Below are 17,493 nucleotides of genomic sequence, written 5' to 3'. Positions count from 1 at the left end.
GTGTCCCCGGGTGTGTCTCTGGGCAGCACGAACTGCCCGCGGATTAAGCGGGGACTATCTCCGTTTAACTCTCGGTAAGATACGGAGAGGGTCCCCGGTTGGCAAGGAGTATCTGAATGACGCAGGTCAAGCCGATGCGGGCGGATGCGCGGCGGAACTATGAGCGGCTGCTCGAAGAGGCGGCGGTCGCCTTCGGCGAGCACGGGGAGGGTGCGTCGCTCGACGACATCGCCAAGAAGGCCGGGGTCGGGTCCGGGACGCTGTACCGGCACTTCCCTACGCGGCAGGCGCTGTTGGAGGCCGTCTACGTCGACAGGATCGAGGCGATCGCGGCTCGCGCGGACGAGATCGCGGCGGGGTTGCCGCCCGGCGAGGCCCTGGTGGAGTGGCTGAACGAGCTGGCCGCGTCCATGATCGAGGTCCGCGGGCTCAAGGCGTTGCTCGGCTCCGCTGTCGCGGACGGGAGTTCTGCCGTGCTCTCGGTGTGCGGGACCTCGGTGAGGGCGGCGGCCACGCTGCTGGTCGAGGGGGCCCAGCGGGAAGGGACCCTGCGGGCCGACGTGTTGCCGATCGAGGTGCTGCGGCTGGCGCATGGGGTGGCCACCGCGTCGGAGCTGGCGAATGGCGAGGGGACGCACATTCGGCGGTATCTGGCGCTGCTTACGGAAGGGCTGCGGCCGTAGCGCGGCTCCGCCCCACGAGGGGGGGTGGGTCCTGCGGCCGTGGGTGCGTCTCGCCCATGGGTGGTGGGGTGGGTTCTGCGGCCTTGAGTGCGTCTCGCCCATGGGGGTGGGGTGGGTTCTGCGGCCGTAGCGCGGTTCGCCCACGGGGGTGGGTGGGTCGGGGGCGCGCCGGTACATCCGCCCGCATCCGAACGGATCAACTGGGGTTGATCGGTGGACGTGTGTTATCGATCCGTCCGGATGCGGGCATTTGATGTACCGGCACGCCCCCTTCGGTGCGTGGGCGGCCCCGGCTGTGTGGGGCTGCCCGTCCCCGCTGTCGGCTGCGGCTACGGGTGCGTCCGGCCGGGGTGGCGGTTGGTCGTCGGTGTCAGAGGGCCTGGGCTGCCGGTTTGACCATGCCGCGGACTGTGCGGGACTTGACGAAGTCGCCCAGGGCGGTCATTTCCCACTCGCCGGAGAACTGCTTGATCAGCTTGGCCATGATGACGCCGGTCTGGGCTTCGGCGCTGGTGAGGTCGAAGCGGACCAGCTCTTCGCCGGTGGCGGCGTCGAGGAGGCGGCAGTAGGCCTTGGCTACCTCGGTGAACTTCTGGCCGGAGAAGGAGTTGACCGTGAAGACCAGGCCCGTGACCTCCTGCGGGAGACGGCCCAGGTCCACGACGATCACCTCGTCGTCCCCGCCGCCCTCGCCCGTGAGATTGTCGCCGGAGTGCTTGATCGCGCCGTTCACGATGGAGAGCTTGCCGAAGTAGCAGCTGTCGATGTGGTTGCGCTGCGGGCCGTAGGCGATGACCGAGGCGTCCAGGTCGATGTCCTTGCCGCGGAACGCGGGCTCCCAGCCGAGGCCCATCTTGACCTGGGAGAGGAGCGGGCGGCCGCCCTTGACCAGGGAGACGGTCTGGTTCTTCTGGAGGCTCACCCGGCCCTTGTCCAGGTTGATTTTTCCGGAGGAGGGAGGGGCGGGGGCCGCGGCTGTGACGGGGGGCGCTGACGGGGGCGGCGGGGGTGTGACCTGCGGGTGTGCGGCGGGGGCGGGCGGCGTCGGCTGGGGGGCTGCGGGGGCCGGGGCCGGTTCTTCCACCGAGACGCCGAAGTCCGTGGCGATGCCTGCGAGGCCGTTCGCGTAGCCCTGGCCTACCGCTCGGGCCTTCCACGCGCCGTTGCGGAGATAGACCTCCACGATCACCAGGGCCGTTTCCGTGCCCAGCTGGGGCGGGGTGAACGACGCCAGCACGGAGTTGTCGTCCGCGTTGCGGATCGTGGCCGTGGGTTCGATGCCCTGGAAGGTCTGGCCCGCCGCGTCCGGGCTCGCCGTGACGACGATCTTCTCGATACCCGGGGGGACCGCGGTCGTGTCGACCGTGATCGTGTCGGGGGCCGTGCCGCCGCCCGAGCGGTACGTCACTCCCGGGCCCGTGGGCTGGTTGAAGAAGATGAAGTCGTCGTCCGAGCGCACCTTGCCGTCGGCGGTGAGCAGCAGGCTCGACACGTCGAGCCGCACCGGGGCGGCGACGTCCACCGTCACGCGGGCGACGGGGAGAGGGATGTTCGAGCCGGGGGTCATAGCTGTCATGACTGGGGTAACGAGCGGGGGCGCTTTACCGTTCCCTTACCAAGCGAGGTTTTGGCCAGGGCGCCCCCATTCGTCCCTACGGCACCACCACGATCTTCCTTCCCACGCCCGACGCGAACTGGTCGAGAGCCTGGGGGTACTGGTCGAGAGGCAGACGGTCGCTGATGAAGACGTCGGGGTCCAGGACGCCGGTCGCGAAGAGTTCAGCCGCTCGTTCGAAGCTGTGGAGCACCGCCATGGAGCCGGTGATGGTGATCTCCTGGTTGTAGATGCGGTACGGGTCGATCGTGACCCTCGTCGAGTAGTCGGCCACTCCGAACTGGAGGAAGGTGCCGGCCTTCGCCACGCGGTCCAGGCCGTCCTGGATCGCCGCGGCGTTGCCGGTCGCGTCGATGACCAGGTCCCAGCCTTGGGGGCGGTCCAGTTCATCGGCGGTCGTGGCGGAAGAGGAGACTCCCAGTAGCTGGGCCGTCGACAGGCGCTGCTGGTTGAGGTCCACCATGTCCACGCTTGCCGCGCCCGTACGCTTCGCCAGCTCCAGCATCATCAGGCCCATCGTTCCGGAACCGTAGATCAGGACGTGGGCGCCCAGGCGGGACTGCAGGACGTCGTAGCCGCGTACCGCGCAGGACAGGGGTTCGACGAGGGCCGCGTCCTGGGTGCGGACGTGCTCGGGGAGCTTGACGCAGTTGGCCACGGGGGCCACCGCGAACTGGGCGGCTCCGCCGGCCGTGGTGACGCCGATCGCTGCCCAGCGTTCGCAGAGGTTGTTGTGGCCCGTACGGCAGTAGCGGCACTCGTAGCAGTAGAGGGAGGGGTCGACCGCTACACGGTCACCGACCGAGAGTTCCGTTACCTGGGTGCCTACGCCTACCACCTCGCCTGCGAACTCGTGGCCCGGCACGATCGGCAGCTTGGGGGCGAACTCGCCCTGGAGGATGTGCAGATCGGTGCCGCAGAGGCCGCAGGCGGCGACCTCGACGACGACCTGTCGGGGGCCCGGCGTCGGGTCCGGGACCTCCGCCACCACGGCGCGGCCGACGGACTCGATGACTGCGGCCTTCATTTCACGGCTCCCAACGACAGACCCTGGACCAGCTTGTCCTGGGCGGCGAACCCCGCGGCGAGCACCGGCAGGGAGATGACGAGCGACGCGGCGCACACCTTCGCCAGGAACAGGCCCTGGCTGGTGATGAAGCCGGTCAGGAAGACGGGGGCCGTCTCGGCCACCACGCCGGTGAGGACCCTCGCGAAGAGGAGTTCGTTCCAGCTGAAGATGAAGCAGATCAGGGCCGTGGCCGCGATGCCGGGGAGTGCGATGGGGGCGACCACCCGGGCGAGGATCGTGGGGAGTTTCGCGCCGTCGATCTGCGCTGCCTCGATGACTGCTACCGGGACCTCGGCGAGGAAGGACTGCATCATCCATACCGCGATCGGGAGGTTCATGGAGGTGTAGAGGATGACCAGGAGCCAGATGTTGTCCAGCATTCCGGTGTTCTTCGCGAAGAGGTAGATCGGGAGGAGGCCCGCCACGACCGGGAGCATCTTCGTGGAGAGGAAGAAGAACAGGACGTTCGTCCACTTCCGCACCGGGCGGATGGAGAGCGCGTACGCCGCCGGGAAGGCGAGGAGCAGGACGAGGAGGGTGGAGACCAGGGACGCCGTGGCCGAGTTGATGAGCGCGGGCCAGGGGCTTGCGCCGCCGCCCGTGCCGAAGAACTCGCGGTAGCCGTCGAGGGTGAGGGCCGCGCCGAAGGACGGGGGGTTGGTCGCCGCGTCCGTCTCGGAGTGGAAGGACGTCAGGGCCATCCAGGCGATGGGGAGGAAGAAGAGGATTCCCAGGAGCCAGGCGACCAGGCCGAGGCCTGCCCCCCGCTTCCGGCGAGTGGGGCGGGCTTGGACCGTACGTGCGGGTGTCGCTGTCGCGGTCATCAGCGGGACACCTCCTCGCGGAACAGGGACGAGACCACGCGGAGTGCGAAGGTCGCGATGATGATCGAGCCGATGACGACCAGGACGCCGGCGGCGGAGGCCAGGCCGTTCTCGTGGGCCTGGTAGAAGCTCTGGTAGACGGTGTAGGGGAGGTTCGCCGTGCCCAGGCCGCCGGACGTGATCGTGAACACCGCGTCGAAGTTCTGGACGATGTAGATCGAGCCCAGGAGGGCGCCCAGTTCGAGGTAGCGGCGCAGGTGGGGGAGCGTGAGGTAGCGGAAGACCTGCCAGTCGCTCGCGCCGTCCACCCTCGCGGCCTCGATCTGCTGGTGGTCGCGGCTCTGCAGGCCCGCGAGCAGGATCAGCATCATGAACGGGGTCCACTGCCAGACGAGCGATGCCTCGACGGCCAGGAGCGGCGTGTTGGAGATCCAGTCCGGTTCAGGGCCGCCCACATAGTGCAGCAAGCCGTTGAAGAGGCCGTACTCCGGGTTGTAGAGCACATGCTTCCAGAGCAGGGCCGCGGCCACCGGGACCACCAGGAACGGTGCGATGAGGAGGGTCCGGACGATGCCCCGGCCGCGGAACTTTCGGTCCAGGAGCAGGGCCAGGAGCAGGCCGAGGACCAGGCTGGCCAGGACCACGGTGACGGTCAGCAGGATCGTCGTCCAGACCGAGTGACGCAGGTCGGCGTCGGTCAGTACGTCCGTGTAGTTGCCGAAGCCGGTGAAGCGGCGGGCGTCCGGGTAGAGGGCGTTCCAGTCGAAGAAGGAGATCACCAGCGTGGCCACGAAGGGGAGCTGGGTCACGGCGACCATGAAGATCAGGGCGGGCAGGAGGGGGGCGCGGGTGGCCCAGGCGCGCATCCGGTCGGACGGCGGTTTGCGGGTGGCGGGCGCCGAAGCGGCTGCCAGGGGGGCTGTTGTCGTGGCGGTCATCGTCCCTCGTACTCCTTCGAGATCTCTTCGGCGAGACTCTGGGACTTCTTCAGGGCCGACTCGACGGACTGGCGTCCGGCGATGGCCGCGCTGATCTCCTGGGAGACCTTGGTGCCGAGATCGGTGAACTCGGGAATGCCGACGAACTGGATGCCGGGCGCGGGGCGCGGCTGCACGCCGGGGTCGGTGGGCTTGGCGCCCTCGATGGCTTCCTTCGTCATCTCCTGGAAGGCGCCGGCCTCCTTGAGGTAGTCGGCGTTCGTGTAGGTCGAGGCGCGCTTGCCGGCCGGGACGTTGGACCAGCCGATCTCGTCGCCGACGAGCTGCTCGTACTCCTTGCTGGACGCCCAGGAGACGAACTTCCAGGCCTTGTCCGGGTTCCTGGACGCGTCCTGGATGCCCCAGGCCCAGGTGTAGAGCCAGCCGGAGGAGTCGGTCTTCTCCACGGGAGCGGGTACGTAGCCGATCTTGCCCTTGACCGGGGAGTCGGCGGCCTCCAGTGAACCGGCCGCGGAGGTGGCGTCATACCACATGGCCGTCTTGCTCTGGGTCATGTTGTTGAGGCACTCGGCGAAGCCGGACTGGGGAGCGCCCGACTCGCCGTGTTCGCGGACGAGGTCCACGTAGAACTTGGTGGCCGCCTCCCACTCGGGGGAGTCGAGCTGGGCGTTCCAGTCCTTGTCGAACCAGGTGCCGCCGAAGGTGTTGACGACGGTGGTGAGCGGGGCCATGACCTCGCCCCAGCCGGGCAGGCCGCGCAGACAGATGCCCTTCATGCCCGACTCGGCGCCGTCGGCCTGTGCGGCGAGGTCCGCGACCTGTTCCCAGGTGGGATGGGCCGGCATCGTGAGGCCCTTCTCCGCGAACACGTCCTTGCGGTACATCAGAAAGGACGACTCGCCGTAGAAGGGCTGCCCGTAGAGCTTGCCGTCCTCGGCCGTGAGGGACTCCCGCATCGGGGCGAGGATGTCCTGCTCGTCGAAGGCGCTGTCCTTGGCCACGTACGAGTCCATCTCGTGCAGCCAGCCGTTCTTGGCGTAGATCGGGATCTCGTAGTTGCTGAGCGTGGCGACGTCGTACTGACCCGCCTGGTTGGCGAAGTCCTGGCTGATCTTGTCGCGGACGTCGTTCTCCGGCAGCACGGTGAAGTTCACCTTGATGCCGGTCTCCTTGGTGAAATGGGCGGCGGTGAGCTTCTGCAACTCGACCATCTGCGGGTTGTTGACCATCAGTACGTTGATGGAGTTCCCGCCGGAGCCCGCCCCGCCCGCTCCGGTCCAGCAGCCGGAGAGCAGCGGGGTGAGCAGCGTCCCTGCGGCGGCCGCGGCGAGCAGTGCGCGCGGCCTCCGTCGGCTCGGGGTTCGCATGGATCACTCCTGGACTAGACGTATGGGGAGATACGGGACACGGGGAGGTGTGGGTGTGCCCCGGGTGGGTGAGTTGGGTTTTCGGACTTTTGTGAGTTCGCTTTTCAGACTCGGATGACCTGCGGGCCCTGCAGTGAGTACCGGTGGGCCTCGGAGGCCGGAAGCAGCGCGCTCGTGACGATCGCCTCCAGGGAACTGACGTCGGCGAACCGGCAGAAGCTGACCGCGCCGAACTTGGTGTGCACGCCCGCGAAGACCGTGCGCCGGGAGGCCCGGATCGCCTGGGCCTTGACCTCGCTGACCGCCGGGTCGGGGGTGGTGAGGCCGTGTTCGCGGGAGATGCCGTTGGCGCCGATGAACGCCAGGTCGATGACGAATCCGGCGAGCATTTTCGTCGTCCAGTGGTCGACGGTCGCCAGGGTGCCGGGGCGGACCCGGCCGCCGAGCAGCAGGACGCTCGTGTTGTCGGCCTCGGCGAGGGCGCCCGCGGTGGCCAGGGAGGCGGTGACCACGGTGAGCTGCCGGTCCCTGGGCAGCGCCTCGGCGATGAGCTGCGGAGTGAACCCCTCGTCGACGAAGACCGTCTCGGCGTCCCCGAGCAGCTCGGCCGCGGCGGCCGCGATCCGGCGCTTCTCGGGCACCTGGCTCGTGGTGCGGAAGGCGAGCGTCGTCTCGAAGCCGGCGCTCTCCACGGGATAGGCCCCGCCATGGGTGCGGCGGACCAGGCCGTGGTCCTCAAGGGTGCGCAGATCCCGCCGTACGGTCTCCTTCGCGACGCCCAGTTCGGTGGCGAGTGCGGTGACGTCGACCGAGCCCGCGCGGCGGGCGGCCCGGACGATCTCGCGCTGACGCTCCTCCGCCGTCATGGCTGTCATGGCCGTCACCCGCTCCCTTGCCCGGTGTACGGAACCGCTCCCGGTGCGTGCGCCACGCCGCGCACTGCCCGTTCGGGCCCGGTGGATCCTTGTAGGGAAGTTCTACAGCGGGTATCGGCCACTGACCAGGTCTGTTGCATGCCCGATGGTGCCCGGCTGAGCCCGTTTCGCGCCACGGCTGCCCGCGGCGGACCTGGGGCGGAGCGGAGGGGGAGGTGGGATCGGGCAGCGTCGGTGCCCGAACATGGGGGCGGGCGGGCCCGTTCGGTGCCCGCCCGCCTTTATGTGCTGCCGCTGTGGCCTCAGTACGGCCAGATCGGCGGGTGCGTGGTGAAGTGGCCGCCCAGGTAGGCGTGGTCCGGGTTGTCCGGGTCGAGTTCGCCGAGCTCGGCGATGAGCTTCGCGGCGTACGGCTCCGAGTCGTCCTGCGGCTCGTAACCCAGGGCTCGGGCGGTCGAGAGGTCCCACCACAGGCGGGTGTTGGCGGAGGAGCCGTAGACGACCGTGTGCCGTACGTCCTCGGCGGTCAGCGCCGCGTGGAAGAGACGGGCGCCGTCCTCGGGGCTCATCCAGACGGAGAGCATGCGCACGTTCGCCGGCTCCGCGAAGCAGGAGCCGATGCGGACCGAGACCGTCTCCTGGCCGTGCTTGTCCCAGTAGAACTGCGCCAGGTCCTCGCCGAAGGACTTCGACAGGCCGTAGAAGGTGTCCGGGCGGCGCGGTGTGTCGATGGGGATGAGCGCGCCTGGATCGAGAGGTGTGTCGCCCTGCGGGCGCGGGGTGAAGCCCACCGCGTGGTTGGAGGAGGCGAAGACGATGCGGGGCACGCCTTCTTCGCGGGCCGCCTCGTACAGGTTGTACGTCCCCTCGATGTTCGCCTTGAGGATCTTGTCGAAGGAGGCTTCCAGGGAGATGCCCGCAAGGTGGATGATCGCGTCGACACCCCGTACCGCCTCGCGCAGAGCCGCCCTGTCGGAGAGGTCCGCGGTGATCGCGTCCGGCTCGCCCTCGATGGGGAGCAGGTCGAACAGGCGCAGCTCGTAGCCGTACTTCGGGAGCAGGCCTCGCATCAGGGTGCCGAGGCCGCCGGCGGCGCCGGTGAGCAGAACGGTGCGGGGAGCGGGCATCCTCGGGTCTCCTTGAATCGGCAGCCGTAGGTCATGCGCATGTGTGTACGGCATTCACATCCGTGGACACGCTAAGGATTGCCGACGGCTTACGTCAAGTCTCGCGCGGAGGCCGGAAATCCGCCTCTGTGTTGCGGGTTGGCGCGCTTGACCGGCCCCAAGGTCGCGGCTTAGCGTGGAAGCGTTCAGAAATATGGACGTGGATCAGAAACGTGCACCGAGAGACGGGCACTGCGAACGTGCACCGCTTAGGGAGAGTCCGTGACGTCAGCCCCCCTTGCCGCTCGGCTCAGCATCCCCAGCGGGCCGCTGTTCTTCCCTGTCACCCCCTACGGCACTGACGGCGGCGTCGACCTCGACGTCTACCGGGAGCATGTGCGGCGCGGAGTCGAGGCCGGTGCCGCCGCCGTCTTCGCCTGCTGCGGCACCGGGGAGTTCCACGCCCTCGCGCCCGAGGAGTTCGAGGCGTGCGTGGCGGCGGCTGTCGAGGCGGCGGACGGACGCGTGCCGGTCATCGCGGGCGCCGGGTACGGACCCGCGCTCGCCGTGCATTTCGCACGGCTCGCGGAGGCGGCCGGAGCCGACGGGCTGCTCGCCATGCCGCCGTATCTGGTGGTGGCCGGGCAGGAGGGACTCCTGCGGCACTACCGGGAGTTCGCAGCGGCGACCTCGCTGCCGGTGATCATCTACCAGCGCGACAACGCCGTGTTCACGCCGGAGACCGTGGTGGAGCTGGCCCGCACCGAAGGCATCATCGGGTTCAAGGACGGGCTCGGGGACCTCGACCTCATCCAGCGGATCGTCAGCGCGGTGCGCACCGAAGTCCCCGGCGAGGAGTTCCTCTACTTCAACGGGCTGCCCACGGCCGAGCTGACCGGGCTCGCCTACCGGGGAGTGGGCATCACGCTGTACTCGTCCGCCGTGTTCTGCTTCGCCCCCGAGGTCGCCCTTGCCTTCCACAAGGCGCTCAACACCGGTGACGACGAGGCCGTGAACCGGCTGATCGACGGCTTCTACCGGCCGTTCGTCGACCTGCGCGCGCAGGGGCGCGGGTACGCCGTCTCGCTCGTCAAGGCAGGGGTACGGCTGCGGGGGCTCGACGTGGGTGAGGTTCGGCCGCCGTTGCACGAGCCGAACGAGGACCATGTGAAGCAGCTCGCGCAGCTCATCGAGCGCGGTTACGGGCTCATCGAGGAGGGCGTGTGACCGTGCCGGTACGGATTCCTGGGGTGAGCAGTGTGATGGTGCCGGTGCGGACCCCTGGGGTGAGCAAGTGAAATCGTCCGCGTTCGTCTATCCCTGGGATGTCAACGGAGACCCGGAGGCCGCCGGCCGGATCGCCGGGCTCGGCGTACAGCAGGTGACACTCGCCTCCGCGTACCACTCGACGCGCGCGCTGACACCGCGCCACCCCCGGCACCGAATCGTCACCGCCTCGCACGCCGCCGTGCTCTACCCCGTCGACGAGCGGTGGGAGGGGCGCAGGCTCTGGCCGTACACGGCGGGCGACTGGGCGCCGGGTGACGCCTACGGAGAGGCCGCCGGCGCGCTCGCCGGGGCCGGACTCGACGTACACACCTGGGTGGTGCTCGCGCACAACTCCCGTATGGGGGAGGAGTTTCCGGAGACCTCCGTGGTCAACGCCTACGGGGACCGCTATCCGTGGGCTCCGTGCATCGCCCAGCCCGAGACGCGCGCGTACCTGGTGGAGCTGGCCGCCGAGGCGGCGGTGCGGCCCGGGGCGGGCGGTACGGAGCTGGAATCCCTCGGCTGGTACGGCCTCGCGCATCTGCACGCCCACGACAAGACGGCGGGGGTGGCGCTCGGGGACGCCGGGCAGTACCTGATGTCGTTGTGCTTCTGCCCCTCCTGCCGTGACGGCTATGCGCAACAGGGGCTGGATCCACAGGAGTTGGCGGTCGCGGTACGGCGGGCTCTGGAACCCGTGTGGCGGGGCGAGGCTCCCGCCGGGGGCTGGGAGGCCGTGGAGAAGCTGCTCGGAAGCGAACTCGCGGCGGCCACCCGCACGTGGCGGGACTCCGTCGCCCGTTCGCTGCAGTCGGAGGCCGTCACCGCGGTGCGCCTGGCCGCCCCCGAGGGGTTCCGGATCCTGCTGCACGCGGACCCGGTCTCCTACCACTGCGGCGCGAACGCGGGAGTCGATCCCGGGCATGTCCTGTCCGTCGCCGACGGCGTCGTCGTACCGTGCGCCGCGGGGCCCGCACTGCTGACTCCCTTTGCCGACAGGGGTGTTGAAGGGAGCGTGCTGGCGGCCAACTTCACCGTGGTGAGCGGGATGGGTGGCCGCCCGGCGGAGCTCGGTGCGGACGTGGCGCGGGCGGTCGAGCTGGGAGCCACCGAAGTGCGGCTGTATCACGCGGGGTTGGCGTCCGACGAGGATCTGTCGCTGGTGACTCAGGCGCTGGCGCGGCTCGGCTGAGGCTCGTGACTCAGACGCTCGCGCGGCTCGGCCGAGGCCGCAGCAGGGGGAGCACCGTCACCAGCCGCGCGAGGCCGATCACCACCAGCAACACCTGGTAGTCGAGGAGTTCGACCAGGCCGGCGCCCACCGCGAGGCCCACCGCGTTCGGGGCGAACATCAGGGTGTTGGCGGTGGCCGTCGTACGGCCCAGAAGGGCGCCCGGGGTCTCGTGCTGGACCGCGGTGAGCGTCGCGATCAACACGCAGGGGAGGCCGATGCCGACCGCCGCGGCCGAGGCGAGCGCCACCGTGTCGTACGGCAGCGCGCGAGCAGTCACGGCCAGCGCGGTGAGCGCGATGCCGTACCCGGCGAACCGGCGCTCGCCCAGGCGGCGCAGGAGGGGTCCCGCGGCAAGGCCGGCCGTCACCGAGCCGGCGCCCTGGACGGCGTACAGGAGTCCTACGTACGTGGGTGAGTGGCCGAGGCCCTCGGTGACCGCGTAGACCGTCGCGCCGTTGAGGCCCGCGAAGAACATGGTCGCGCCGGCGGTCAGGACGAGGGGCCGCAGCCGGGCGTGGGTCCACAGGAAGCGGGCACCTTCGGTCGTCTGCGTACGCCAGTCGGTCGGGGCCGGGAGCGGCTTGGTCTCGTTCACGCGCAGGAGTGTGCACAGACCTGCGGCCAGCACGAACGTGAGCGCGTCCAGGAGCGCGACCCGCGCCCCGCCGTACACCGCGTACAGGCCGGCACCGGCGAGCGGGGCCAGCAGTTTCATCCCCTCGTTGGCCGTCATGCGCAGGCCGTTGAAGTCACCGAGGAGGGACTTGCCGACGGCCGAGGTGATCAGGGCCGACTCCGCCGCGTCATGGACGACGCCCGTGGCGCCGTAGACCAGGAGCACCGCGAAGAGGATCCACAGGCGGTCCGGCGCGTCCACTGCGAAGAGGGTCGGCAGCAGCGCGGCGAGCAGCAGGTTCATGCCGATGAGCAGCGGTCGGCGGCGGGTGCGATCCGCGAGGGTGCCAAGCGCGGGACCGATGAGCGTAGGGGCCCAGAGGGCGAAGACGCACAGGGCCGCCAGGCCGTCCGAGCCGGTCAGATCCTTGACCCAGATGCCGGACACCAGCCACAGCGCCGACGAGCCGAAGCCGGAGACCACGACCACGCTCAGATACAAAACTGCGTTCCGGTCCCGCAGGACGCGTGTGCCTGTCCATGTCGCCATGGCTCGTCAGCGTGATCCTAAGCGCCTACCTCGGGCATCAGGCAGATGCCCTATTAAGACGCCGTCAGATCGTGACGACCAGCTTGCCTCGTGGGTGGCCGTTCTCCAGGTGGCGGACCGCGTCCGCGGCCTCGGCGAGCGGGTAGGTGCGGTCGATGGCCGGGGTGATCTTTCCCTGCTCGGCGAGGTCCTTGAGGGTCAGGAGGTCCTCGTGGCGGGGGAGGGAGATGAGATTGCGGAGGTTCTGGCCGATGAAGGGTGAGAGCAGGGAGGCCCGGATCTCGCGGCCCAACCCGCCGAAGAAGGCGCTCCCGCCCTCGCCGCCGACCATGACGAGGGTCCCGCGTGGGGCGAGGACGCGACGCAGCTGGGGCACTGGGCGCAGGCCCGCGCAGTCGACGATGACGTCGTAGCGGTCGGACGGTCCGGCGGTGACGTCCTCCTGGGTGTAGTCCAGGACGTGGGCGGCACCCAGGGATCGTACGAAATCCGTGTTGGTGGGGCCGCAGACGCCGGTCACCACGGCGCCGTACATCGTGGCCAGCTGGACGGCGAAGGAACCGACACCGCCGGAGGCGCCGATGACGAGGACACGGTCGCCCGGCTGCGGACGGGCCGTCCCCTTCAGGGCCTGGAGGGCCGTCATGCCGGAGACGGGGAGGGCGGCTGCCTGTTCGAAGGTGAGGTGGGGAGGCTTGAAGACGAGCCTGCGGGCCTTGGCGCGCGCGAACTCGGCGAACGAGCCGTCGCAGTTGCCGAATACCTCGTCGCCCGGCTTGAACTCGGTCACCTTCGCGCCGACCGCCTCGACCAGGCCGGCACCGTCCCAGCCGCGGACGGGGTTCTTGGGCTTGCGGAGGCCGAGGGCGACGCGGGCCACCAGCGGCCTGCCCGTCATCAGGTGCCACACGCTCGGGTCGACCCCGGCGGCACGCACCTCGACGAGCACCTCGTCGTCACGGGGCACGGGCCGGTCGATGTCGCGCGCCTCCAGCCGGTCTGCGGTTCCGTAGGCATCCTGGACGATCGCTCTCACGGTGACTCTCCTTCTCACGGACCTCTGGCATCGAGCATCCCGGCGGCTCGAACGTGTGACCAGCCTCCGGAGGACGGTCATGAAGGCGAGACCGATGAGTTCTCGTACGTTCGTCGGTCTACCCCAGGAGGGGAGACGTGTGCGCAGCCGTTCGGCGGCGAGGCAGACCAGGACGACGGACGAACTCTGAGGAGAAGCGGATGACTGGCGGGATTCTTGACCTCGGGCCGCAGGCCCGGATCGTCGCCCACCTCGCGGCGGGGGTGACCGACGAGCAACTGTCGGCCGTGACCCCCTGTCCTGAACACGCGGTGCACAACATGCTGGGGCACCTGACCGGGCTCGCCGCCGCCTTCCGGGACGCCGCGCGCAAGGACCTGGGGGCCACCACGGACACCAACCCGAACGAGGCCGTGCCGGACATCGAGCCCGGCTGGCGCGAGGCGCTGCCCATGGTGATGGACGAACTCGCCGAGGCCTGGCGCGACCCGGCCGCCTGGACCGGGGAGACCCGGGCGGGTGGCATCTCCCTGCCGGGCGCGGTCGGAGGTGCCGTCGCCACCAACGAACTGGTCGTGCACGGCTGGGACCTGGCCCGCGCCACCGGCCAGGAGTACGAGCCCGACCCCGCCGCGCTGCAGGTGTCGTACGAACTCCTCCTCGCCTCGGCCGAGGACCCGAGCCGGGGCGCCATCTTCGGCCCCGTGGTGCCGGTGCCCGACGATGCGCCGCTGCTCGACCGGGCGATCGGGCTCAGCGGGCGGGATCCGGGCTGGAAGCCGTAGCACTGCGGTTCCGGGGCGGAAGCCGTAGCGCCGCCATTCCGGGTCGGAAGGCGTAGCGCCCCGGCAAGGAGGCGCCCGCGGGACGGCGGTTTTGTAGGCTCCATGCATGTGCTCGCCGCCTTTTACGGGCTGGCGCACGGCGGACTGGCCCCTGCCTCGCCCGTTCCCATGTGCGCGCCGCGTGATCTCGGGCTGGGGGCACCGCCCACGCTTTAGGCAGTGGGGGAGGCTCGCCGGGTTCTTCGGGCAGGGCGACTCCGGGTTCCTGGGCGGGATCTTCGACTTCCGGACCCTGTACGACGGTCATGAGGTGCGGGTGGGAGACCTGCGGCTCCTCAGTAGTGCCGTCGTGCACGACACCGAGGCGTACGGGCTGCGGGCCGAGTGCGACGGGAGTGTGCTGGCGTACTCCGGGGACAGTGGGCCCTGCGCTCAGCTCGCCGAACTCGCCCAGGGGGCCGACCTGTTCCTCAGCGAGGCCGACATCGACCGGCATCGCGAAGGCGAACGCGTCCATCTGACTCCGGAGGACGCGGGCGCGGTTGCGCGTGCGGCGGGCGTGCGGGAACTGCTCGTCACCCACGTCGGGCCCACGCTCACGCCGGAGGACGCGACGGCCCGCGCGGCCCGTGCCTTCGGTGGCCGTACCGTCCAGGCCCGCGAAGGCGATGTGAAGATCGTCTGAGCGTCCACGCCGGCTTCATTTGGCTTAAAGATTGCCTATGGACTAGGTAAGTATCGGGTAACGAACCTCGCGTTCGGACGGGTTACGCGCGTAGAAACCTGTCATGCATAAGCCATTGCGTATAGCGGCCATCGCCGCCACCTGTGCCGTCGCCGGTGCCGCCCTGTACGGCACGGGTGTCGCCACCGCCGACCAGTCGACGGCGAACAGCACCAAGGAGCCCCACAACATCGGGCTTCTGGTGGGGGAGATCGACACCTACTACGGCACCACCCTCGACAGCAACGGTGTGTACCAGGCGTCCAGTACCAGCCCGTATGCCAAGGACCTGGCGCGCATCGATTCCGACGCGAAGAAGTACATCAACAAGGTCGCCGACAGGGCCGGACACAAGGGTGAGAAGCTCGCGGTCGTCTTCGACATCGACGACACGCTGCTGCTCTCCCTCGACTACGAGAAGAAGACCAACTACACGTACAACTCGGCCACTTGGGCCGACTACGTGGCCAAGGCCGACCGTCCGGCCGTCTTCGGCACCCCCGAACTCGTCGCGTACGCCGAGTCCAAGGGCGTCGAGGTCTTCTACAACTCGGGCCTGAAGGAGTCGCAGCGCGCCGCCGCGGTCGCCAACCTGAAGAAGGTCGGTGTCGACATCAACCTCGACGCCGACCACATGTTCCTCAAGAACGCGGCCAACCCGCCGTCCTACCTGAGCTCCTGCGCCACCGCCGCCGCCTGGACCTGCACGACCGTGCAGTACAAGTCCGGCACGCGCAAGCACATCGAGTCCCTCGGATACGACGTCGTCGCCAACTTCGGCGACCAGTACTCCGACCTCGAAGGGGGCTACGCCGACAAGACGTACAAGCTCCCCAACCCGACCTACTACGTGAGCTAGGCCCCCGACGTACCAAGGGTGAGCCCCCGCCGATCGTCATCGGCGGGGGCTCTTCTGACTGGCCGAGGGGGGCTCAGGCCAGCAGATCAATGTGGTCACTGGTTGAGACGTCGAGAACGAACATCTGGTTGTGTCCTACGAGTCACCTTTGTCGGTGCTCCGGCTCGCGAAGTCCCTTGCGTATACGGCTACTTGGGTCACCCGCAAAGAAGTGGTGTGTCCGTGGGGCGCGACGTGTGAGCGTATCAGCGGCTCGTACAGGATATCGAACAGCATGTGGCGGGCCGAACTCGATTCCGTAACACGGGGAAAACCTGAAAGCGGTTCAACACGGGAACAATCCAGCCATCATCCGCACACCCCAGCACGCAGGCAACGACCGTCATCCGCACACCCCAGCACGCAGGCAACGACCATCATTCGCACACCCCGCACGCAGGCAACGAGGAGTCTCGCCATGTCCGATCAGCAGAAGGCGGCCGACCGGCCGGATGCCTCGCCGCACCCGGCGAACAGCGTCGACCAGTTCTTCAAGATCTCCGCCAGGGGCTCCACCTTCGGCCGGGAGATACGCGGCGGCTTCGCCACGTTCTTCACGATGGCCTACATCCTTGTCCTGAACCCCATCATCCTGGGCAGCGCCAAAGACAAGTTCGGCCACCAGCTCGACGCCGTCCAACTGACCACCGCCACCGCCCTGGTGGCCGCGGTCATGACGATCATCATGGGCATCGGCGGCAATCTCCCGCTCGCGCTCGCCGCGGGCCTCGGCCTCAACGCCGTCGTCGCCTTCCAGATCGCCCCGCTGATGAGCTGGGACGACGCGATGGGCCTGATCGTCCTCGAAGGCCTGCTGATCTGCGTGCTGGTGGTCACGGGGCTGCGGGAAGCCGTCATGCAGGCGATTCCGCAGCCGATGAAGCAGGCGATCAGCGTCGGGATCGGACTGTTCATCGCCTTCATCGGCTTCATCGACGCCGGATTCGCCACCCGCATCCCCGACATCGCCCAGACCACCGTGCCGGTGCAGCTCGGCGCCACCGGCGCGCTCGCAGGCTGGCCCGTTCTCGTCTTCTGTCTCGGCGTGCTGCTGACCATCGGGCTGCTCGCGCGCAAGGTCAAGGGCGCGATCCTGATCAGCATCGTGACCATGACGGTCGTGGCGATCATCATCAACTCCGTCGCGGACATCAAGAGTTGGGGTCTGACCACACCGAAGGTCCCTGACGACATCGTGGCCTCACCGGACTTCGGACTGCTCGGTCACTTCAGCCTGTTCGGCGCCTTCGGCGAGACCAGTGCGATCACCGTCGTGCTGCTTGTCTTCACGCTCATCCTGTCCGACTTCTTCGACACCATGGGGACGGTCGTCGGCATCAGCGCCGAGGCGGGACTGCTCGACGAGGAGGGCAAGGTGCCCAATCTCGGCCGGGTGCTGCTCATCGACGGGGCGGCCGCGGTCGCCGGCGGCGCGGCCTCGGCGTCCTCCGCGACCTCGTACATCGAGTCGGCGGCGGGGGTCGGCGAGGGCGCCCGTACCGGTTTCTCGAACCTGGTCACCGGCGGGCTCTTCGCGTTCGCGCTCTTCCTTACCCCGCTGCTCACGATCGTCCCGCTGCAGGCCGCGGCGCCCGCGCTCGTCGCGGTCGGGTTCCTGATGATGACCCAGGTCAAGCACATCGACTGGGACAAGTACGAGATCGCGATCCCGGCGTTCCTGACCATCGCAGTGATGCCGTTCACGTACTCGATCACCAACGGCATCGGGGCGGGATTCCTGGCGTACGTCCTGATCAAGGCGGTGCTTGGGAAGGCGAAGGAGGTGCACTGGCTGCTGTGGGGCGCGTCCGCGCTGTTCCTGGTGTACTTCGCGATCGACCCCATCGAGCAGCTGTTCAACGTGAAGTAGCGCGAGGGTTGGACGTGAAGTAGCACGAAGGGCCG

General features: G+C 69.0%; 15 protein-coding genes and 1 pseudogene. 7 read left to right on the top strand and 9 right to left on the bottom strand.

The window, feature by feature from the left end:
- Window positions 1–116 precede the first annotated feature (116 nt).
- Window positions 117–683 carry a TetR/AcrR family transcriptional regulator gene (locus tag ACFVKT_RS30635; RefSeq protein WP_385737542.1) on the top strand — a complete coding sequence of 189 codons (567 nt, stop codon included), beginning with the start codon at window positions 117–119 and terminating at the stop codon, window positions 681–683.
- A gap of 370 nt (window positions 684–1,053) precedes the next feature.
- Here ACFVKT_RS30635 and ACFVKT_RS30630 read toward each other — a convergent pair whose 3' ends face one another.
- From ACFVKT_RS30630 to ACFVKT_RS30600, 7 genes are all read right to left on the bottom strand, one after another.
- On the bottom strand, window positions 1,054–2,250 hold the full coding sequence (locus ACFVKT_RS30630) for a TerD family protein (protein WP_385737876.1): 1,197 nt from the start codon (window positions 2,248–2,250) through the stop codon (window positions 1,054–1,056).
- A gap of 85 nt (window positions 2,251–2,335) precedes the next feature.
- Window positions 2,336–3,325, bottom strand: coding sequence for a zinc-dependent alcohol dehydrogenase family protein (locus ACFVKT_RS30625; RefSeq protein ID WP_385737541.1), 990 nt, complete (start codon window positions 3,323–3,325; stop codon window positions 2,336–2,338).
- Entirely contained in the window at window positions 3,322–4,191 is an 870-nt protein-coding gene (locus ACFVKT_RS30620; protein ID WP_385737539.1) for a carbohydrate ABC transporter permease, read from the bottom strand. Before ACFVKT_RS30620 ends, ACFVKT_RS30625 begins: the two co-directional genes overlap by 4 nt.
- A complete protein-coding gene (locus ACFVKT_RS30615; protein ID WP_385737537.1) occupies window positions 4,191–5,129 on the bottom strand; it encodes a carbohydrate ABC transporter permease in 939 nt (312 codons plus the stop codon). Before ACFVKT_RS30615 ends, ACFVKT_RS30620 begins: the two co-directional genes overlap by 1 nt.
- A complete protein-coding gene (locus ACFVKT_RS30610) occupies window positions 5,126–6,496 on the bottom strand; it encodes an ABC transporter substrate-binding protein (RefSeq protein ID WP_385737535.1) in 1,371 nt (456 codons plus the stop codon). Before ACFVKT_RS30610 ends, ACFVKT_RS30615 begins: the two co-directional genes overlap by 4 nt.
- A 104-nt stretch (window positions 6,497–6,600) precedes the next feature.
- Window positions 6,601–7,371 (bottom strand): DeoR/GlpR family DNA-binding transcription regulator, encoded by a 771-nt coding sequence (locus ACFVKT_RS30605; protein ID WP_385737533.1) that lies wholly within the window; start codon window positions 7,369–7,371, stop codon window positions 6,601–6,603.
- Between the two features lie 302 nt (window positions 7,372–7,673).
- Entirely contained in the window at window positions 7,674–8,498 is an 825-nt protein-coding gene (locus tag ACFVKT_RS30600) for an NAD-dependent epimerase/dehydratase family protein (protein WP_385737532.1), read from the bottom strand.
- A 261-nt stretch (window positions 8,499–8,759) separates the two neighbouring features.
- Here ACFVKT_RS30600 and ACFVKT_RS30595 point away from each other — a divergent pair, with 261 nt between their 5' ends.
- Window positions 8,760–9,704, top strand: coding sequence for a 5-dehydro-4-deoxyglucarate dehydratase (locus tag ACFVKT_RS30595; RefSeq protein ID WP_385737530.1), 945 nt, complete (start codon window positions 8,760–8,762; stop codon window positions 9,702–9,704).
- A gap of 67 nt (window positions 9,705–9,771) precedes the next feature.
- Window positions 9,772–10,938 (top strand): hypothetical protein, encoded by a 1,167-nt coding sequence (locus ACFVKT_RS30590; protein WP_385737528.1) that lies wholly within the window; start codon window positions 9,772–9,774, stop codon window positions 10,936–10,938.
- A gap of 10 nt (window positions 10,939–10,948) precedes the next feature.
- Here the strand turns inward: ACFVKT_RS30590 and ACFVKT_RS30585 are convergent, their stop codons facing one another.
- On the bottom strand, window positions 10,949–12,145 hold the full coding sequence (locus tag ACFVKT_RS30585) for an MFS transporter (RefSeq protein WP_385737526.1): 1,197 nt from the start codon (window positions 12,143–12,145) through the stop codon (window positions 10,949–10,951).
- 64 nt (window positions 12,146–12,209) lie between these two features.
- Window positions 12,210–13,181, bottom strand: a complete 972-nt coding sequence (locus ACFVKT_RS30580) for an NAD(P)-dependent alcohol dehydrogenase (protein ID WP_385737524.1) — start codon at window positions 13,179–13,181, stop codon at window positions 12,210–12,212.
- 200 nt (window positions 13,182–13,381) lie between these two features.
- Between ACFVKT_RS30580 and ACFVKT_RS30575 the strand changes: the two genes are divergently transcribed.
- The 4 genes and pseudogenes from ACFVKT_RS30575 (at window position 13,382) to ACFVKT_RS30560 (ending at window position 17,458) form a co-directional block, all read left to right on the top strand.
- Entirely contained in the window at window positions 13,382–13,966 is a 585-nt protein-coding gene (locus ACFVKT_RS30575; RefSeq protein WP_385737522.1) for a TIGR03086 family metal-binding protein, read from the top strand.
- Window positions 13,967–14,065: 99 nt separating this feature from the next.
- Window positions 14,066–14,651, top strand: a pseudogene (locus ACFVKT_RS30570) (MBL fold metallo-hydrolase); the annotation flags it as partial.
- Window positions 14,652–14,754: 103 nt separating this feature from the next.
- Window positions 14,755–15,549: an HAD family acid phosphatase gene (locus ACFVKT_RS30565; RefSeq protein WP_385737520.1), complete on the top strand. Its 795-nt coding sequence runs from the start codon at window positions 14,755–14,757 to the stop codon at window positions 15,547–15,549.
- Between the two features lie 457 nt (window positions 15,550–16,006).
- Window positions 16,007–17,458: an NCS2 family permease gene (locus ACFVKT_RS30560; RefSeq protein ID WP_385737518.1), complete on the top strand. Its 1,452-nt coding sequence runs from the start codon at window positions 16,007–16,009 to the stop codon at window positions 17,456–17,458.
- Window positions 17,459–17,493: the final 35 nt, after the last annotated feature.

This window comes from Streptomyces sp. NPDC127595 (assembly GCF_042671685.1).
Classification (GTDB): Bacteria; Actinomycetota; Actinomycetes; order Streptomycetales; family Streptomycetaceae; genus Streptomyces.
The sequence above is the reverse complement of the archived record's forward strand: the minus strand, read 5'-3'. Positions and strand labels throughout refer to the sequence as shown.